12 protein-coding genes are annotated in these 15,227 nt (G+C 70.9%); 9 read left to right on the plus strand and 3 right to left on the minus strand.

The genetic code is table 11. The features are described from left to right. The first annotated feature begins 204 nt into the window (after positions 1–204). The 3 genes from groES (at position 205) to ACFHWY_RS02520 (ending at position 3,994) form a co-directional block, all read left to right on the plus strand. Positions 205–519, plus strand: a complete 315-nt coding sequence (gene groES, locus ACFHWY_RS02510) for a co-chaperone GroES (RefSeq protein WP_089155197.1) — start codon at positions 205–207, stop codon at positions 517–519. Between the two features lie 70 nt (positions 520–589). Next, positions 590–2,239 (plus strand): chaperonin GroEL, encoded by a 1,650-nt coding sequence (gene groL, locus ACFHWY_RS02515; protein ID WP_416578410.1) that lies wholly within the window; start codon positions 590–592, stop codon positions 2,237–2,239. Between the two features lie 165 nt (positions 2,240–2,404). Further along, the gene (locus ACFHWY_RS02520) at positions 2,405–3,994 is read left to right on the plus strand and encodes a molybdopterin-dependent oxidoreductase (RefSeq protein ID WP_416578411.1); all 1,590 of its coding nucleotides are present in this window, start codon (positions 2,405–2,407) and stop codon (positions 3,992–3,994) included. A 146-nt stretch (positions 3,995–4,140) separates the two neighbouring features. Here ACFHWY_RS02520 and ACFHWY_RS02525 read toward each other — a convergent pair whose 3' ends face one another. Further along, complete coding sequence (locus ACFHWY_RS02525; protein WP_416578412.1) at positions 4,141–4,524, minus strand: WhiB family transcriptional regulator; 384 nt, start codon at positions 4,522–4,524, stop codon at positions 4,141–4,143. Between the two features lie 253 nt (positions 4,525–4,777). Here ACFHWY_RS02525 and ACFHWY_RS02530 point away from each other — a divergent pair, with 253 nt between their 5' ends. Continuing rightward, a complete protein-coding gene (locus tag ACFHWY_RS02530) occupies positions 4,778–5,581 on the plus strand; it encodes a LuxR C-terminal-related transcriptional regulator (protein WP_416578413.1) in 804 nt (267 codons plus the stop codon). A gap of 39 nt (positions 5,582–5,620) precedes the next feature. Here the strand turns inward: ACFHWY_RS02530 and ACFHWY_RS02535 are convergent, their stop codons facing one another. After that, positions 5,621–6,034 carry a DUF5319 domain-containing protein gene (locus ACFHWY_RS02535; RefSeq protein WP_416578414.1) on the minus strand — a complete coding sequence of 138 codons (414 nt, stop codon included), beginning with the start codon at positions 6,032–6,034 and terminating at the stop codon, positions 5,621–5,623. 225 nt (positions 6,035–6,259) lie between these two features. Here ACFHWY_RS02535 and guaB point away from each other — a divergent pair, with 225 nt between their 5' ends. The 3 genes from guaB to ACFHWY_RS02550 all read left to right on the plus strand — a co-directional run bounded on the left by guaB (position 6,260) and on the right by ACFHWY_RS02550 (position 10,516). Then, positions 6,260–7,822, plus strand: a complete 1,563-nt coding sequence (guaB, locus tag ACFHWY_RS02540; RefSeq protein ID WP_416578415.1) for an IMP dehydrogenase — start codon at positions 6,260–6,262, stop codon at positions 7,820–7,822. 37 nt (positions 7,823–7,859) lie between these two features. Beyond that, positions 7,860–8,978 carry a GuaB3 family IMP dehydrogenase-related protein gene (locus tag ACFHWY_RS02545; protein ID WP_416578416.1) on the plus strand — a complete coding sequence of 373 codons (1,119 nt, stop codon included), beginning with the start codon at positions 7,860–7,862 and terminating at the stop codon, positions 8,976–8,978. Positions 8,979–9,097: 119 nt separating this feature from the next. Continuing rightward, positions 9,098–10,516, plus strand: a complete 1,419-nt coding sequence (locus ACFHWY_RS02550; RefSeq protein ID WP_416578665.1) for a M1 family metallopeptidase — start codon at positions 9,098–9,100, stop codon at positions 10,514–10,516. Positions 10,517–10,536: 20 nt separating this feature from the next. Here the strand turns inward: ACFHWY_RS02550 and ACFHWY_RS02555 are convergent, their stop codons facing one another. Then, the gene (locus ACFHWY_RS02555; protein WP_416578417.1) at positions 10,537–11,637 is read right to left on the minus strand and encodes an LCP family protein; all 1,101 of its coding nucleotides are present in this window, start codon (positions 11,635–11,637) and stop codon (positions 10,537–10,539) included. A 210-nt stretch (positions 11,638–11,847) separates the two neighbouring features. On the opposite strand from ACFHWY_RS02555, the gene ACFHWY_RS02560 reads away from it, so the two are divergent. Further along, positions 11,848–13,515 carry an FAD-dependent oxidoreductase gene (locus tag ACFHWY_RS02560; protein ID WP_416578418.1) on the plus strand — a complete coding sequence of 556 codons (1,668 nt, stop codon included), beginning with the start codon at positions 11,848–11,850 and terminating at the stop codon, positions 13,513–13,515. 145 nt (positions 13,516–13,660) lie between these two features. Beyond that, positions 13,661–15,217, plus strand: a complete 1,557-nt coding sequence (gene guaA / locus ACFHWY_RS02565) for a glutamine-hydrolyzing GMP synthase (RefSeq protein ID WP_416578419.1) — start codon at positions 13,661–13,663, stop codon at positions 15,215–15,217. Positions 15,218–15,227: the final 10 nt, after the last annotated feature.

Raw genomic sequence — 15,227 nt, forward strand, 5'->3', positions numbered from 1 at the left:
GCACTCTCCTTGACGGAGTGCTAGCCGAGGAATAACCTGCGATTAGCACTCTCACCCTGAGGGTGCCAACCTTCGGGCCCTGGTGTCCGGAGGTTGAACGCCAGGCGGACCGGCACCCGCGACGACGGCCCCGCCCGGTGGCATGTGGCAATTGACGCTGGTCGGCATGCCGACCAGCAACGAAACCAAGTACCCCAGGAGGGTATGCCCGTGACTACCGCGACCAAGGTTGCGATCAAGCCGCTCGAGGACCGCATCGTGGTCCAGGCGAACGAGGCCGAGACCACCACCGCCTCGGGCATCGTGATCCCCGACACCGCCAAGGAGAAGCCGCAGGAGGGCACCGTCCTCGCTGTCGGCCCGGGCCGGATCGACGACAAGGGCAACCGCGTGCCGATCGACGTCTCCGTCGGCGACACCGTTCTCTACTCGAAGTACGGCGGCACCGAGGTCAAGTATGCGGGCGAGGAGTACCTGGTGCTCTCCGCCCGTGACGTCCTCGCGGTCATCGAGAAGTAAGCAACCGATCAGTGTCGTTGCCCCGGTCCGGCTCGCCGGGCCGGGGCAACGTCGCTTCGAAGGGACATAGATGGCGAAGATCCTGAGCTTCTCGGACGACGCCCGGCACCTGCTGGAGCACGGTGTCAACGCACTCGCGGACACGGTCAAGGTCACCCTCGGGCCGCGCGGGCGCAACGTCGTCCTGGACAAGAAGTTTGGTGTGCCGACGATCACCAACGATGGTGTGACCATCGCCAAGGAGATCGAGCTCACCAACCCGTACGAGAATCTCGGCGCGCAGCTGGTCAAGGAGGTGGCGACCAAGACCAACGACGTCGCCGGCGACGGGACCACCACCGCGACCGTGCTCGCCCAGGCCTTGGTTCGCGAGGGTCTGCGCAACGTCACCGCCGGCGCCAACCCGGCCGGCCTCAAGCGGGGCATCGACGCCTCGGCGGCCAAGGTCTCCGAGGCGCTGCTCGCCAAGGCGGTCGACGTCTCCGACAAGAAGTCGATCGCGCACGTGGCGACGATCTCCGCGCAGGACGCCACCATCGGCGAGCTGATCGCCGAGGCGATGGAGAAGGTCGGCCGCGACGGTGTGATCACCGTCGAGGAGGGCTCCGCCCTGCAGACCGAGTTGGACGTCACCGAGGGCCTCCAGTTCGACAAGGGCTTCATCTCGCCGAACTTCGTGACCGACGCGGAGGCGCAGGAGTCGGTCCTGGAGGACGCGTACGTCCTGATCACCACGCAGAAGATCTCGGCGATCGAGGAGTTGCTGCCGCTGCTGGAGAAGATCCTCCAGAACAACAAGCCGCTGCTGATCATCGCCGAGGACGTTGAAGGTCAGGCACTGTCCACCCTGGTGGTGAACGCGATCCGCAAGACCATCAAGGTCTGCGCGGTCAAGGCTCCCGGCTTTGGCGACCGCCGCAAGGCGATGCTCCAGGACATGGCTGTCCTCACCGGCGCTGAGCTGGTCGCCCCCGAACTGGGCTACAAGCTCGACCAGGTCGGCCTGGAGGTGCTGGGCAGCGCCCGGCGCATCGTGGTCGACAAGGAGACCACCACGGTTGTCGACGGTGGTGGCCAGACCAGCGAGGTCGCCGACCGGGTCGCCCAGATCCGCAAGGAGATCGAGGCCTCGGACTCCGAGTGGGACCGGGAGAAGCTGGCCGAGCGGCTGGCGAAGCTCTCCGGTGGCATCGCCGTGGTCAAGGTCGGCGCGGCCACCGAGGTCGAGATGAAGGAGCGTAAGCACCGCATCGAGGACGCGATCGCTGCGACCAAGGCCGCGGTCGAGGAGGGTACGGTGCCCGGCGGCGGCGCCGCCCTGGCGCAGATTCTGCCGGTGCTGGCTGACGACCTCGGCTTCACCGGCGACGAGAAGGTCGGCGTGTCGATCGTGCGCAAGGCGCTGGTCGAGCCGCTGCGCTGGATCGCGCAGAACGCCGGCCACGACGGCTACGTGGTGGTGCAGAAGGTCACCGACAAGGAGTGGGGCCACGGCCTCGACGCCGCCGTGGGTGAGTACGTCGACCTGGTGAAGGCCGGCATCATCGACCCGGTCAAGGTGACCCGCAACGCGGTCACCAACGCCGCGTCGATCGCCGGGCTGCTGCTCACCACCGAGAGCCTCGTGGTGGAGAAGCCGGCGGAGCCGGAGCCCACCTCGGGCGGCCACGGCCATTCGCACGGCCACGGCCACGGTCACCAGCACGGCCCGGGCTTCTGATCCCTGGCGCACGCCGGCCCGGGGCGCACCGTCGCTGACGGTGCGCCCCGGGCTTCTTGTCGGCCGGCGGGCCTCGGCGTGGGCCGGCTCAGCCTGCCGCAACCGTCAGATCACGTAATACCGGCCGCGCTACCGGGGAGCCGGCGGTTCGGCGACACTGGGCCGGTGAGCAGTACGACACCCCGCTACGCCGCCCTGGCCGGCGTCGCCGCAGCCGCGGCGGCCATCGGCACCGCCGAACTGGTGGCGGCCCTGACCGGCCCCCGATCCTCGCCTCTCGTCGCGGTCGGTGGCCTCGTCGTGGACACCGCCCCCGAGCCGGTCAAGCGGTTCGGTATCGCGGTCTTCGGCACGTACGACAAGGTCGCCCTGCTGGTCGGGACGGCGCTGCTGCTCGGCGGCTTCGCCGCCCTGCTGGGGATGCTGGCCGTTCGCCGCCTCACGGTCGGCCTGGCCGGTATCGCCGCCTTCGCCGTGCTCGGCACGGTGGCGGCCCTGACCCGGGCCGGCGCGAACGCCGCCGACGCCTTGCCCTCGCTGGTCGGGGCGGTGGTCGGCGGGGTGGCGCTCTGGGCGTTCGTCGCCGGGCCGCTGGAGTTCGACCCGTGGCCCTGGTCCGCGCCCACCGCCGATTCGACCGCGACCCCGACGAGCGGGCGGGACACGGGGCCGGGGCGCTCCGTCGACCCGGACTCGCGGCGGCGCTTCCTGGCCGGTGTCGGCACCGTGCTCGGGGTGGCAGCGGTTGGCGGTGTCGCCGGGCGATGGCTGGCCGGACGGCGTGGCGTGTCGGCCGCCCGGGACGCGATCGCGCTGCCCGCCCCGGTGTCCGCCGCGCCGCCGGTGCCGGGCGGGGCCGACCTGGCCGTGGCGGGCCTGGCCAGCTACGTGACCTCGAACCGGGGCTTCTACCGGATCGACACGGCGCTCGTGGTGCCCCAGGTCGATCCGGACACCTGGCGGCTGCGCATCCACGGTCGGGTCCGCAACCCGGTGACGCTGAGCTACGCCGACCTGCTGGCCCGGCCGATGGTCGAGCGCTACGTCACGCTGGCCTGCGTCTCCAACGAGGTCGGCGGCGACCTGATCGGCAACGCCAGGTGGCTCGGCGTGCCGCTGCGGGAACTGCTCGACGAGGCGGCGCCGCTCGACGGGGCGGACCAGGTGGTCGGGCGCTCGGTCGACGGCTGGACGTGTGGTGCGCCGACGGCCGTGCTGCGCGACGGGCGGGACGCCCTGTTGGCTGTCGGCATGAACGGCGAGCCGCTTCCGGTGCCGCACGGCTTTCCGGCCCGGATGGTCGTTCCCGGCCTGTACGGGTACGTGTCGGCGTGCAAGTGGATCACCGAGCTGGAGTTGACCAGCTTCGCCGACTTCGATGCGTACTGGGTGCCCCGGGGCTGGTCGGCCCAGGGGCCGGTGAAGACGCAGTCGAGGATCGACACGCCCCGCCCACGCAGCCGTCCGGCCGCCGGTCCGGTCGTGGTCGCTGGCGTCGCCTGGGCTCAGCACCGCGGCATCGACCGCGTCGAGGTACGCGTCGACGAAGGACCCTGGCAGGAGGCGGAGTTGGCACCGACGGTGTCTGCGGACACCTGGGTCCAGTGGTCGTGGCGTTGGCAGGCCACCCCCGGTGAGCACAGCCTCCAGGTTAGGGCCACGGACAGCACCGGCGAGACCCAGACGTCCCAGCAACAGGCCGTCGCCCCCGACGGCGCGACCGGTTGGCACACCGTCACGCTCACTGTCACCTGAGTGGGTCCGGGTGCCCGGCGTGCTTGCCTGTAAGCGGGCCTGCCTGCGGCGTTCGTCCGGCGTCGGTCTGGGGTGATCAGACCGGCTTCTAGGCAGCCACATCGGCCGCCGTGTCCTGGTGTCGGGACGCGGCGGCGGGGGGTGTGTCAGGCCACGTTGCGCTGGGCGGGCAGCGAGGACCGGTGGGCACTGCCGACGCGGGCCTCCAACCGGTTGACGTCGACCCGGCTCTGTCGGCGGTCGGCGAGATCCTCCCAGCCGACCGCGAGCAGCCGCTGTCGCTCGGACTCGCTGAAGCCACCCCACACGCCGTACGGCTCCCGTACCGACAAGGCGTGCGCGGCGCACTCGGCCCGGACGGGGCAGGCGCGGCAGACGGCTTTGGCAGCGGACTCGCGGCGCAGCCGGGATGTACCCCGTTCGCCGTCGGGGTGGAAGAACTGGGCGCTGTCCCGGCCACGGCAGGCACCGAGCCGCTGCCAGTCCCAGAGGTCGACGATGGGTCCGGGCAGTCTGCGTACGTTCGACATCAGCACCCCTCCTCTCGCGCGGCACCGCGAGACGCTTGTGGCCGGCTGTCCGGGCGGCGGGCCGCGCAGGCGCACCGTTCCCGGCGTGGCCCCTGTCCTACCCGGGAGGCTCTCGACTCACACGTCTTTGATCGAGAACATCTGACGACTTGCGGCATATGCCCTATCTGTCGGAAAAGTTGGGAGGATTGCCCGGAACCTCCTCCCGACGGCAGTCGCTCATGGTCTGCTCGTGTGCGGAAAGGAGATCCTTGTGCGTACCGTTCTTGTGTGCGTTCGAACGCCGCTTGCGGCGCAGCACCTGACCTCCGCCGCGGCGCGGCTGGGGTTGTCCGGTGCCGTCCGGACGGCAGTCTCCGATCCCGAGGTGATGCTGCGGCTGGCCGAGCGTCCCGCGGACGTGGTCCTCGTCGACACCGCGCTCACCCGACCTGACAGCGCCGGCTTCGTCCGCCGGGTGCTTGCCCGCGCGCCGCAGGCCGCCGTCCTGCTGCTCGGGGCGGCGGAGTCCGAGGCGGCCGCGGCGACCATCAATGCCGGGGCGCGTGGGCACATCCAGGGCATGGACCACGATCTCACCAGTGCGGTCGCCAAAGCACTGCTGCTGCTGTCCGCGCCCGGACGGGGTGCCAACCGGCACCGGATCGCGGACCCGGCGAGGGACGCCGCGACGGTCGGCAGCCCGGCGCGGCCGACACCTGGTGGCCGTGCCTCCGGCGACTCCGCGCCGGCCCGGCCTGCCGTGGACGGCGCGGGCGGTCCCGCGATGGTGCCGGCGCAGCGCGGCGACGATCCCGCCGAGCCGGGCGCCGAACCCGAGCCGGGCAAGCCGCTCTCGTCGCCCCGATCCGAGCGGTCCACGATCGGCCTCACCGAACGGGAGTTGCAGGTGCTGCTCGGCATGGCCGAAGGCAAGAGCAACGCCGAGATCGGCCGGGAGTTGTTCGTCTCCGAGGACACCGTGAAGACTCACGCGCGGCGGCTCTTCCGCAAGCTCGGTGCCCGCGACCGGGCACACGCGGTGGCGGCCGGTTTCCGGGCCGGGCTGGTCTCCTGAGTCGCCCGGGCCGCCTGCCGGAACTGACCGGCGTTCCGGTCAGCTGCCGGAATCGGCCGCGTCCTCGGTGCCCTCGCTGAGGGTGTCGTGCACGCCGTCCGCGTAGCCGCGGGCGTAGTCCCAGGTGACGTAGTGGTCGGGATCCGGGTCGAAGGCCGGTTCGTGTACTCGCGGACGCCCGGAGCTGAGCAGGTGCCGCAAATTCCCCCGGAGCAGGTCCCAGTCGAAGTAGTGCGGTTCCCGACAGTCCTCACACTCGATGACGAGCCCACGAACGCCGATCGGCGCGAGCAGCGCCTGGTAGATCTCCAGGTCGGCGAGGTCCTCCAGCACGTCTTGGCGCTCGACGTCGGTCAGCGGGTCGAGCTGGGCGTCGTCGTCGCCGGAGTCGTCCAAATCGGCCGTCGGATCGGTCGGGTCGCCGGTGAACGGGTCCAAGGGCTCGTCGTGCACCCCCTCACCGTAGACCCAAGCCACCGCCGATGCCCGTCCCCTCTCGGGCAAGCCGAGGCGATGCGGCGGTGCCGGGGGTCCGCCACCGTTCCGCGCGGGCCGCCGAAGCCGGCGTCACCCCGGCCAATGGGTACGATGAGGCTGACGCACTCTTGCCCGGCGTTGGCCGGTGCCCATTCGTGCCACCTCGCTGAAGCCCAGTTCGAGCAGCTCAGGAGAGCAATCGTGGAGAATTCGCCCCGCTTCGACCCTTCCGCCGGCTTCGAGGGTGGCGAGCTGGGTGGACATCTGCCCGAGTTGCCCGCCGGATCGGCCCGGGTGGTGCCGCTGGGGCTGACCTTCGACGACGTGCTGCTCCAGCCGGGCGAGTCGGACGTGGTGCCCAGCCGGGTGAACACCGTCACCCAGCTCACCCGCAACGTCTCGCTCTCCATCCCGCTGCTGTCCAGCGCGATGGACACGGTCACCGAGGCGCGGATGGCGATCGCGATGGCCCGTCAGGGTGGCATCGGCGTACTGCACCGCAACCTCTCCGTGGAGGACCAGGCGCTCCAGGTCGATCTGGTCAAGCGCTCCGAGTCCGGCATGATCACCAACCCGGTGACCGCCAGCCCGGACGACACGCTTCGCGAGGTCGACCAGCTCTGCGGTCGCTACCGCATCTCCGGCGTGCCCGTGGTGGACGCCCAGGGGCAGCTGGTGGGCATCATCACCAACCGCGACATGCGGTTCGTCTCCGATCCGGCGACGCCGGTCCACGAGATCATGACCCGGGCACCGCTGGTCACCGCTTCGGTGGGGGTCAGTAAGGACGAGGCTCTCGGCCTGCTGCGCCAGCACAAGGTGGAGAAGCTGCCCATCGTCGACGGCTCCGGCAAGCTGCGCGGGCTGATCACCGTCAAGGACTTCACCAAGAGCGAGCAGTACCCGGGCGCCACCAAGGACGACGCGGGACGGCTGCGGGTGGCGGCGGCCGTCGGTGTCGGTGAGGACTCCTACAAGCGGGCCCGAGCGCTGGTCGACGCCGGTGTCGACGTGATCATCGTGGACACCGCGCACGGTCACCAGCGCGCGGTGCTGGAGATGGTCGGCCGGCTGAAGAAGGACGTGGACGCCGACATCGTCGGCGGCAACGTGGCGACCTACGCCGGCGCCAGGGCGCTGGTCGACGCGGGCGCGGACGGGGTGAAGGTCGGTGTCGGCCCAGGAGCGATCTGCACCACCCGGATCGTGGCCGGTGTCGGCGTGCCCCAGATCACCGCGATCATGGAGGCCGTGCGGGCCGCCCGCCCGGTCGGCGTGCCGGTGATCGGTGACGGCGGCATCCAGTACTCGGGCGACATCGCCAAGGCCCTGGTCGCGGGCGCCGACACGGTGATGCTCGGCAGTCTGCTGGCCGGCTGCGAGGAGAGCCCCGGAGAGTTGATCTTTGTCAACGGCAAGCAGTTCAAGGCATACCGCGGCATGGGTTCACTCGGCGCGATGCAGTCCCGCGGGCAGGTCAAGTCGTACTCCAAGGACCGCTACTTCCAGCAGGACGTGACCAGCGACGAGAAGCTGGTCCCGGAGGGCGTCGAGGGTCAGGTGCCGTACCGCGGCCCGTTGGCCCGGGTGGCCCACCAACTGGTCGGCGGCCTCCGGCTGGCGATGGGGTACGCGGGCGCGGAGAACATTCCCGAGTTGCACCAGCGCGGTCAGCTCGTCCGGATCACCGCGGCCGGGTTGAAGGAGAGCCACCCGCACGACATCCAGATGACTGTCGAAGCGCCCAACTACCACACCCGCTGACCCCTCCCACCACCCCCGAACACAACTGGAGTGCCCCATGCGTGACGTGGTCGAGATCGGGCTGGGCAAGACCGCGCAGCGCGGCTACCACCTGGACGACATCGCGATCGTGCCGTCCCGCCGGACCAGGGACGTCGACGACGTCTCCACCGCGTGGCAGCTCGACGCGTACCAGTTCGGCATTCCGTGCGTCGGGCACCCCTCCGACGCGACGATGAGCCCGGCTTCGGCCGTCCAGCTCGGTCAGCTGGGCGGCCTCGGTGTGCTCAACGTCGAGGGATTGTGGACCCGGTACGAGAACCCGACGAAGGTGTTGGAGGAGCTAGCCGGCCTCGACGAGGATGCGCCTGCCACCCGGCGTCTCCAGGAGGTGTACACGGAGCCGATCCGGCCGGATCTGATTACCGAGCGCGTCCGGGAGTTGCGCGAGGGCGGCGGCACCGTGGCGGTGCGGGTCTCACCGCAGCACACCCTGGCGCTGGCCCCGGTGATCCTCGATGCGGGCGTAGACCTCCTGGTCATCCAGGGCACCATCGTCTCGGCCGAACACGTCTCGACCACCGACGAACCGCTCAATCTGAAGGAGTTCATCGCCGACCTCGACCTGCCGGTCATCGTCGGCGGGTGCACCGACTACAAGACGGCGCTGCACCTGATGCGGACCGGCGCGGCCGGCGTGATCGTCGGCATCGGCGGGGACGAGTGGTCCACCACGGAGTCGGTGCTCGGCATCCGGGTTCCGATGGCGACCGCGATCGCCGATGCCGCCGCCGCCCGGCGCGACTACCTCGACGAGACCGGCGGTCGGCACGTGCACCTGATCGCCGACGGCGACATCCGTACCTCCGGTGACATCGCCAAGGCGCTCGGCTGCGGTGCGGACGCGGTGATGCTCGGCGAGCCGCTGTCGCTCTGCGCGGAGGCGCCGGCCGGCGGCGCCTGGTGGCACTCGGCGGCCAGCCACCCGTCGCTGCCCCGGGGTGCGTTCGAGGCCGCCGGTGAGCCGCTGGGATCCATGGAGCGCCTGCTCTTCGGCCCGGCCGACGCTCCCGACGGCCAGCTGAACCTCTTCGGCGGCCTGCGCCGCGCCATGGCCAAGTGCGGCTACCGCGACCTGAAGGAATTCCAGAAGGTCGGCCTGGTCCTGGACCGCTGATCCCCAACCCTGTCAGCGTCGATCATGCAGTTGTGGCGCTCCGGTAGAGGCGGTCTGCCGCGTGCTACAACTTCATGATCGACGACTGGGACGACGGTAGGCTCGGGCTGGTGAGCAGGATGCCTGGCGGGCGGAGGGTCGCCGGTGCGGCTGCGTTGGTCGCTGCGGTGGTGGCGGCGGTGGCAGTCAGTTGCACCGGTGAGCGGGATATGCCCGAGTCGGGCGGGTTCCGGGCCGGCAGCGTCGATCTCGCGGACCCGTACGTGCCCGGCAGCGGAAACGGTGGGTACGACGTCGCGCACTACCGCCTCGGGGTGCGGTACGACCCGGCGGACGACCGGTTGACCGGGCGGGCCGAGGTCAGCGCGACCGCTACTCAGGGACTGTCCCGCTTCAACCTCGACCTGGCTGGCCTGGACGTCAGCGCGGTCAGTGTGGACGGTGCTCCGGCCGAGCACCGGCACGCCGACAACGAGCTGGTCGTCACCCCGGCCCGGGGTATCGTGGCAGGCAGTTCGTTCACCGTCGACGTGACGTACGCCGGCGTGCCTGAGCCGATCGCCGACAGTGTGCTGGGCAGCGGCGGATTCCAGCACACCGACGACGGCGCTGTCGCGCTCGGCCAGCCACACTCGGCGGCGACCTGGTTCCCGGTCAACGACCACCCCTCCGATAAGGCGGCCTACGACATCGAGGTGACCGTGCCCGACGGGCTCGCCGCGCTGAGCAACGGGGTGCCGGGCGAACGGACCAGCGCCGACGGCTGGACCACCTGGCGCTGGGCCGAGCGTTCGCCCATGGCGAGCTACCTCACCACCCTGGTGATCGGTGACTACCAGGTGGAAATTGGTGACCACGCCGGCAAGCCGCTGGTCACCGCCGTACCGGAAGGGTTGCCTGCGACCGGTCCCGAGGCGGCCTCCATGGCGCGGACCGGAGAGATCGCCGACTTCCTGGCCACTTGTTTCGGCCCGTATCCGTTCGAGTCCTACGGCGGTGTGGTGGTCGCCGACGCCCGCATCGGCTACGCGCTGGAGACGCAGGCCCGGCCGGTCTACGGTCCCGGCTTCTTCCGCGACGGCGAGCCGAACTACAGCGTGGTCGCCCACGAGATGGCCCACCAGTGGTTCGGCAACAGTGTGGCGTTGGCCCGGTGGGGCGACATCTGGCTCAACGAGGGGTTCGCCAGCTACGCCGAGTGGCTGTGGGAGGAGCACGACGGCGGGCGCAGCGCCCAGCGCAACTTCGAAATCCAGTACGCGGCGACGGACTGGTCCCGGCGCACCCTCGACCCCGGTCCGGGACAGATGTTCAGCACCGCCGTCTACAAGCGCGGGGCGCTGACCGTACACGCGTTGCGGCGTACCGTCGGCGACGACGCCTTCTTCGAGATCCTGCGGACGTGGACCGCCGAGCGGCGCGACGGCACCGCGACGACCGCCGATCTCGTCGCGCTGGCCGACCGGGTGTCCGGGCGTTCGCTGGGTGCCTTCTTCGACACCTGGCTCACCGGCACCGCCCCGCCCGCCCTGCCCTGACGACGCGAACGCCGTCAGCCTCAGGCGGGCACTATCAGTTCCGGGCGCTCGGCGAGGAAGGTGTCGACTTCGCCGGCGCGTAGCTCGGTGAGGAAACGGCGGCCGATCGTGGTCAACTCCTCGCCCCGGTAGGCGTTGCCCCGGCCGACCGACGCTCCGGGCAGGCCGATCAGGGTGAGCGCCTGCGGCGACAGCCCGCCGAGGGCGTACGCGAAGTCGACGATCCGTCGTCCGCCGACGTAGAGCAGCGTGTCGTCGAGTGCGCGGACCACCTGCTCGACCCGCTCGGGCTGCCGGGCCAGGTCCTCGTCGAGGATCTTCTCGATGAGTGCCCGGATCAGCTGCTGGTGGTGGCGCTGCCGGGCGTAGTCACCGCCGGGCAGGTAGCGCTGGCGGGCGTAGTCGAGCGCCTGCCAGCCGTTGAGGTGAGCCTCGCCGGGCTCGTAGACCATCTGCGGCCCGACGTAGCCGCCCACCCCTGGGCCCGGTTCCCGGTGCTTTCCGTCCGGCTGGCGGTGCCGGGAGACCACCCGCTGGTCGACGCGGATGTTCACGCCACCCAGTTTGTCCACAAGTGTGTCGAAGCCGCCGAAGGTGAGCACCGCGCCCGCGTCGATGGGCAGTTTGGTGTAGTCGCTGACGGTGCGGCGCAGCAACTCGTACCCCTGGGCGGGGTCCGGCTTCGACTCGCCGGCCACCCGGCTGCCGTAGCTCATCGCGTGGGTGAGTTTGGTCCGCCCGCCCGGGTAGCCGGCGGGTTCGGACGCCGGAATGTCCACCACCAGGTCCCGGGGCAGGGAGAAGAGGTACGCCCGGGACAGCCCCGCCGGCAAGTGCAGCATCAGTACGGCGTCGGCGTGCGGCTCCCAGTCGGGCACGCTGACCCGGGTGTCGACGCCGACCAGCAGAAGGTTGAGCGGGCCGGTGATGTCGGCTCCCGGTGGCGGGGTGCTGGGGTTGGGGCTGGGCTGCGGGCTCGGGTTGGTGGCCCTGGCGGTCGGCGTCGACCGGTCGTCGCTGACCAGCCGGGACACCGTAACCGCGCCGGCGGCCACCAGGGCGACCGTGACCAGGCCGGTCAGCACCAGCGTCAGCCGTCTCCGGTTCCTTCCGAGGACCATCCCCCGCCTCCTTGTGTCGACACTGAACCGACGCCGTGAGACGGCCTCGGGGTTGCCTGCCCGGCGGTGGAGTTTGCCCGCCGGCTGCGTGCGGTGTGAGCGCCGTAGGCGGGCGCGGACGGCAGGGCCGGCCGCGTCGCCCGGGTGACGAGCATGATCGCCCGGATGTCGCCCCTGGCGCGAGAGCTACTTGCGAGTAATGATGCGTTGATGCGGTACGACGTGGTCGTCATCGGGTCGGGCTTCGGCGGCAGCGTCGCCGCGCTGCGGCTTGCCGAGAAGGGCTACTCCGTCGGCGTGCTGGAGGCCGGCAGACGGTTCGCCGACGACGAGTTCCCGAAGACCTCCTGGCGGCTGCGGCGGTTCCTCTGGGCACCGAGGCTGGGCTGGTACGGACTGCAACGCATCACCCTGCTCCGGGCGGCCGACCGGCGGGTCGGCGGCGGGGTGATGGTGTTGTCGGGAGCGGGCGTCGGCGGCGGTTCGCTGGTCTACGCGAACACCCTCTACGAGCCGCTGGACGCCTTCTACTGTGACCCGCAGTGGCGGGACATCACCGACTGGCGGGCCGAGTTGGCGCCGCACTTCGACCAGGCGAAGCGGATGCTCGGGGTCACCACCTACCCGATCGTGACCGGGGCGGACCGGGCGATGCGACGGGTCGCCGAACGGATGGGGGTGGCGGACAGCTTCCACGCCGCGCCGGTCGGAGTGCACATCGGGCGGCCGGGGGAGCGGGTCGCCGACCCGTACTTCGGTGGCGCCGGCCCGTCGCGTAGCGGCTGCACCCACTGCGGCGCGTGCATGACCGGCTGCCGGGTGGGTGCGAAGAACACCCTGGTCAAGAACTACCTCTGGTTGGCCGAACAACTCGGTGCCCGGGTGCACCCGCTGACCACGGTGACCGCGGTCCGGCCGGTCGACGGTGGTTACCAGGTGCACACCGGGCGGACCGGGGCCTGGCTGCGCGGGCGCGGGCTGGTGATCCACGCTGACCAGGTGGTCTTCGCCGCCGGGGCGCTGGGCACCCAGCGGCTGCTGCATGAGATGCGTGACCGCGGCGTGCTGCCCCGGCTTTCGCCGCGGCTAGGCGAGCTGACCCGGACGAACTCGGAGGCGATCCTCGGTGCCTCCGTGCCGCGTCGGCGGGCCCGCGAGCGTGGTGTGGACTTCACCGAGGGGGTCGCGATCACCAGTTCGTTCCACCCCGACCCGCAGACCCACATCGAACCGGTCCGCTACGGGCGGGGCTCCAACGCAATGGGGCTGCTCCAGTCGGTGCTGGTCGACGGCGGGCCGTACCGCGTGCGCCGCTGGCTCGGGCAGCTCTTCCGGCAGCCCGGCCAGACTCTCCGGCTGCTGTCGGTCAGGGGCTGGTCACAGCGGACCGTGATCGCACTGGTGATGCAGTCGGCTGACAATTCGCTGAACACCCGGCTGCGGCGCGGGCCGTTCGGCGGGCGGCTGGTCTCCGGTCCCGGTCACGGGACCCCCAACCCGACCTGGATCCCAGCCGGCAACCAGGCGGTCCGGCTGCTCGCCGAGGAGATCGACGGTACGCCGGGCGGCGCGTTGACCGAGCCGTTCGACATGCCGGTGACCGCGCACATCCTGGGTGGGGCGGTGATCGGCGAGTCAGCGGCCGACGGGGTGATCGACCCGTACCACCGGGTCCACGGCCACCCCGGCCTGCACGTGGTGGATGGCGCCGCCATCTCGGCCAACCTGGGCGTGAACCCCTCCCTGACCATCACCGCACAGGCCGAACGCGCCATCTCCCTCTGGCCCAACAGGAACGACCCCGACCTCCGCCCACCTCCTGACACCCCCTACCGCCGCCTACCCCCCGTTCCACCGCGCCATCCCGCCCACCCCTGACCCACACCCGCGATCAGGCAGTTGTGGTTGGTACAGCAGGCGCACGAGGCAACATGACGGCGACCACAACTGCCTGATCGGCGGGTGGCTGGGGCGGGTGGTGGGCTGGGGGGAGGAGGGGTTGCGGTGGGTAGGATTGCGGGTTATGAGCCTGCCGCGTCCTGTCCTCGTGGTCGACTTCGGAGCCCAGTACGCCCAGCTGATCGCTCGCCGGGTACGTGAGGCGAAGGTCTATTCCGAGATCGTCCCGCACACCATGCCCGTGGCCGAGATGCTGGCCCGCGACCCTGCCGCGATCATCCTCTCCGGCGGTCCCGCGAGCGTCTACGAGCCGGGAGCCCCGCAGGTCGACGACGGGTTGTTCACCGCCGGGGTACCGGTCTTCGGCATCTGTTACGGGTTCCAGGCGATGGCCCGCTCGCTCGGCGGCACGGTGGCGCGCACCGGCGGTCGCGAGTACGGCGGCACTCCGTTGCGCCCGCGCCTGCTCGACCCGGGTCTGCTGCTCCGTGATTTGCCGGCCGACCTGCCGGTGTGGATGAGCCACGGCGACTGTGTGACCGAGGCGCCCGAGGGATTCACGGTGACCGCCGAGTCGGCCGGCGCGCCGGTCGCCGCCTTCGAGGACGTGGCCGGCCGACGGGCCGGCGTCCAGTTCCACCCGGAGGTGGGGCACACCGCGTACGGCCAGGAGATGCTGACCCGTTTCCTGCACGAGATCGCGGGTATCGAGCCGACCTGGACGGCCGAGAACATCATCGACGAGCAGGTGGCGCGGATACGCGCGCAGGTCGGCGACAAGGAGGTCATCTGCGGACTGAGTGGCGGGGTGGACTCGGCGGTCGCCGCCGCACTGGTGCACAAGGCCGTCGGTGACCGGCTGACCTGCGTATTCGTCGACCACGGTCTGCTGCGCGAGGGCGAGGCCGAGCAGGTGGAGAAGGACTACGTCGCGGCCACCGGCATCAGGCTGAAGGTGGTCGACACGGCCGCCCAGTTCCTCGCCGCGCTGGCGGGGGTGACCGATCCCGAGCGGAAGCGCAAGATCATCGGCCGGGAGTTCATCCGGGTCTTCGAGGCCGCGGCCCGGGAGATCGCCTCTCACGGCGACGTCGAGTTCCTGGTGCAGGGCACCCTCTACCCGGACGTGGTCGAGTCCGGTGGCGGCACCGGCACCGCCAACATCAAGAGTCACCACAACGTCGGCGGGCTGCCCGAGGATCTCAAGTTTGCCCTGGTCGAGCCGTTGCGGACGCTGTTCAAGGACGAGGTTCGGGCGCTCGGTCTCCAGCTCGGCCTGCCCGAGGCGATGGTCTGGCGGCACCCGTTCCCCGGCCCCGGCCTGGCCATCCGAATCATCGGCGCGGTCGACCAGGAGCGGCTCGACGTGCTGCGCCGGGCCGACTTCATCGCCCGCCAGGAGCTCAGCGCCGCCGGACTGGACCGGGACGTGTGGCAGTTCCCCGTGGTGCTGCTGGCCGATGTGCGCAGCGTCGGCGTGCAGGGCGACGGGCGCAGTTACGGTCATCCCGTGGTGCTGCGCCCGGTCTCCAGCGAGGATGCGATGACGGCCGACTGGTCCCGGTTGCCCTACGACGTCCTTGCCCGGATCTCCACCCGGATCACCAACGAGGTGGCCGAGGTGAACCGGGTGGTGCTGGACGTCACCAGCAAGCCCCCGGGCACCATCGAATGGGAGTGACATCGGCCCC

This window comes from Micromonospora sp. LOL_024 (assembly GCF_048060415.1).
Lineage (GTDB): Bacteria > Actinomycetota > Actinomycetes > Mycobacteriales > Micromonosporaceae > Micromonospora.

Excerpts from the sequence above, each read along its gene's own strand:
- groES (WP_089155197.1), top strand. The coding sequence starts at position 205 with ATGCCCGTGACTACCGCGACCAAGGTTGCGATCAAGCCGCTCGAGGAC.
- groL (WP_416578410.1), top strand. The coding sequence starts at position 590 with ATGGCGAAGATCCTGAGCTTCTCGGACGACGCCCGGCACCTGCTGGAG.
- ACFHWY_RS02525 (WP_416578412.1), bottom strand. The coding sequence starts at position 4,524 with ATGTCGAACGTACGCAGACTGCCCGGACCCATCGTCGACCTCTGGGAC.
- ACFHWY_RS02545 (WP_416578416.1), top strand. The coding sequence starts at position 7,860 with ATGCGTGACGTGGTCGAGATCGGGCTGGGCAAGACCGCGCAGCGCGGC.
- ACFHWY_RS02550 (WP_416578665.1), top strand. The coding sequence starts at position 9,098 with ATGCCTGGCGGGCGGAGGGTCGCCGGTGCGGCTGCGTTGGTCGCTGCG.
- ACFHWY_RS02555 (WP_416578417.1), bottom strand. The coding sequence starts at position 11,637 with ATGGTCCTCGGAAGGAACCGGAGACGGCTGACGCTGGTGCTGACCGGC.
- ACFHWY_RS02560 (WP_416578418.1), top strand. The coding sequence starts at position 11,848 with ATGCGGTACGACGTGGTCGTCATCGGGTCGGGCTTCGGCGGCAGCGTC.
- guaA (WP_416578419.1), top strand. The coding sequence starts at position 13,661 with ATGAGCCTGCCGCGTCCTGTCCTCGTGGTCGACTTCGGAGCCCAGTAC.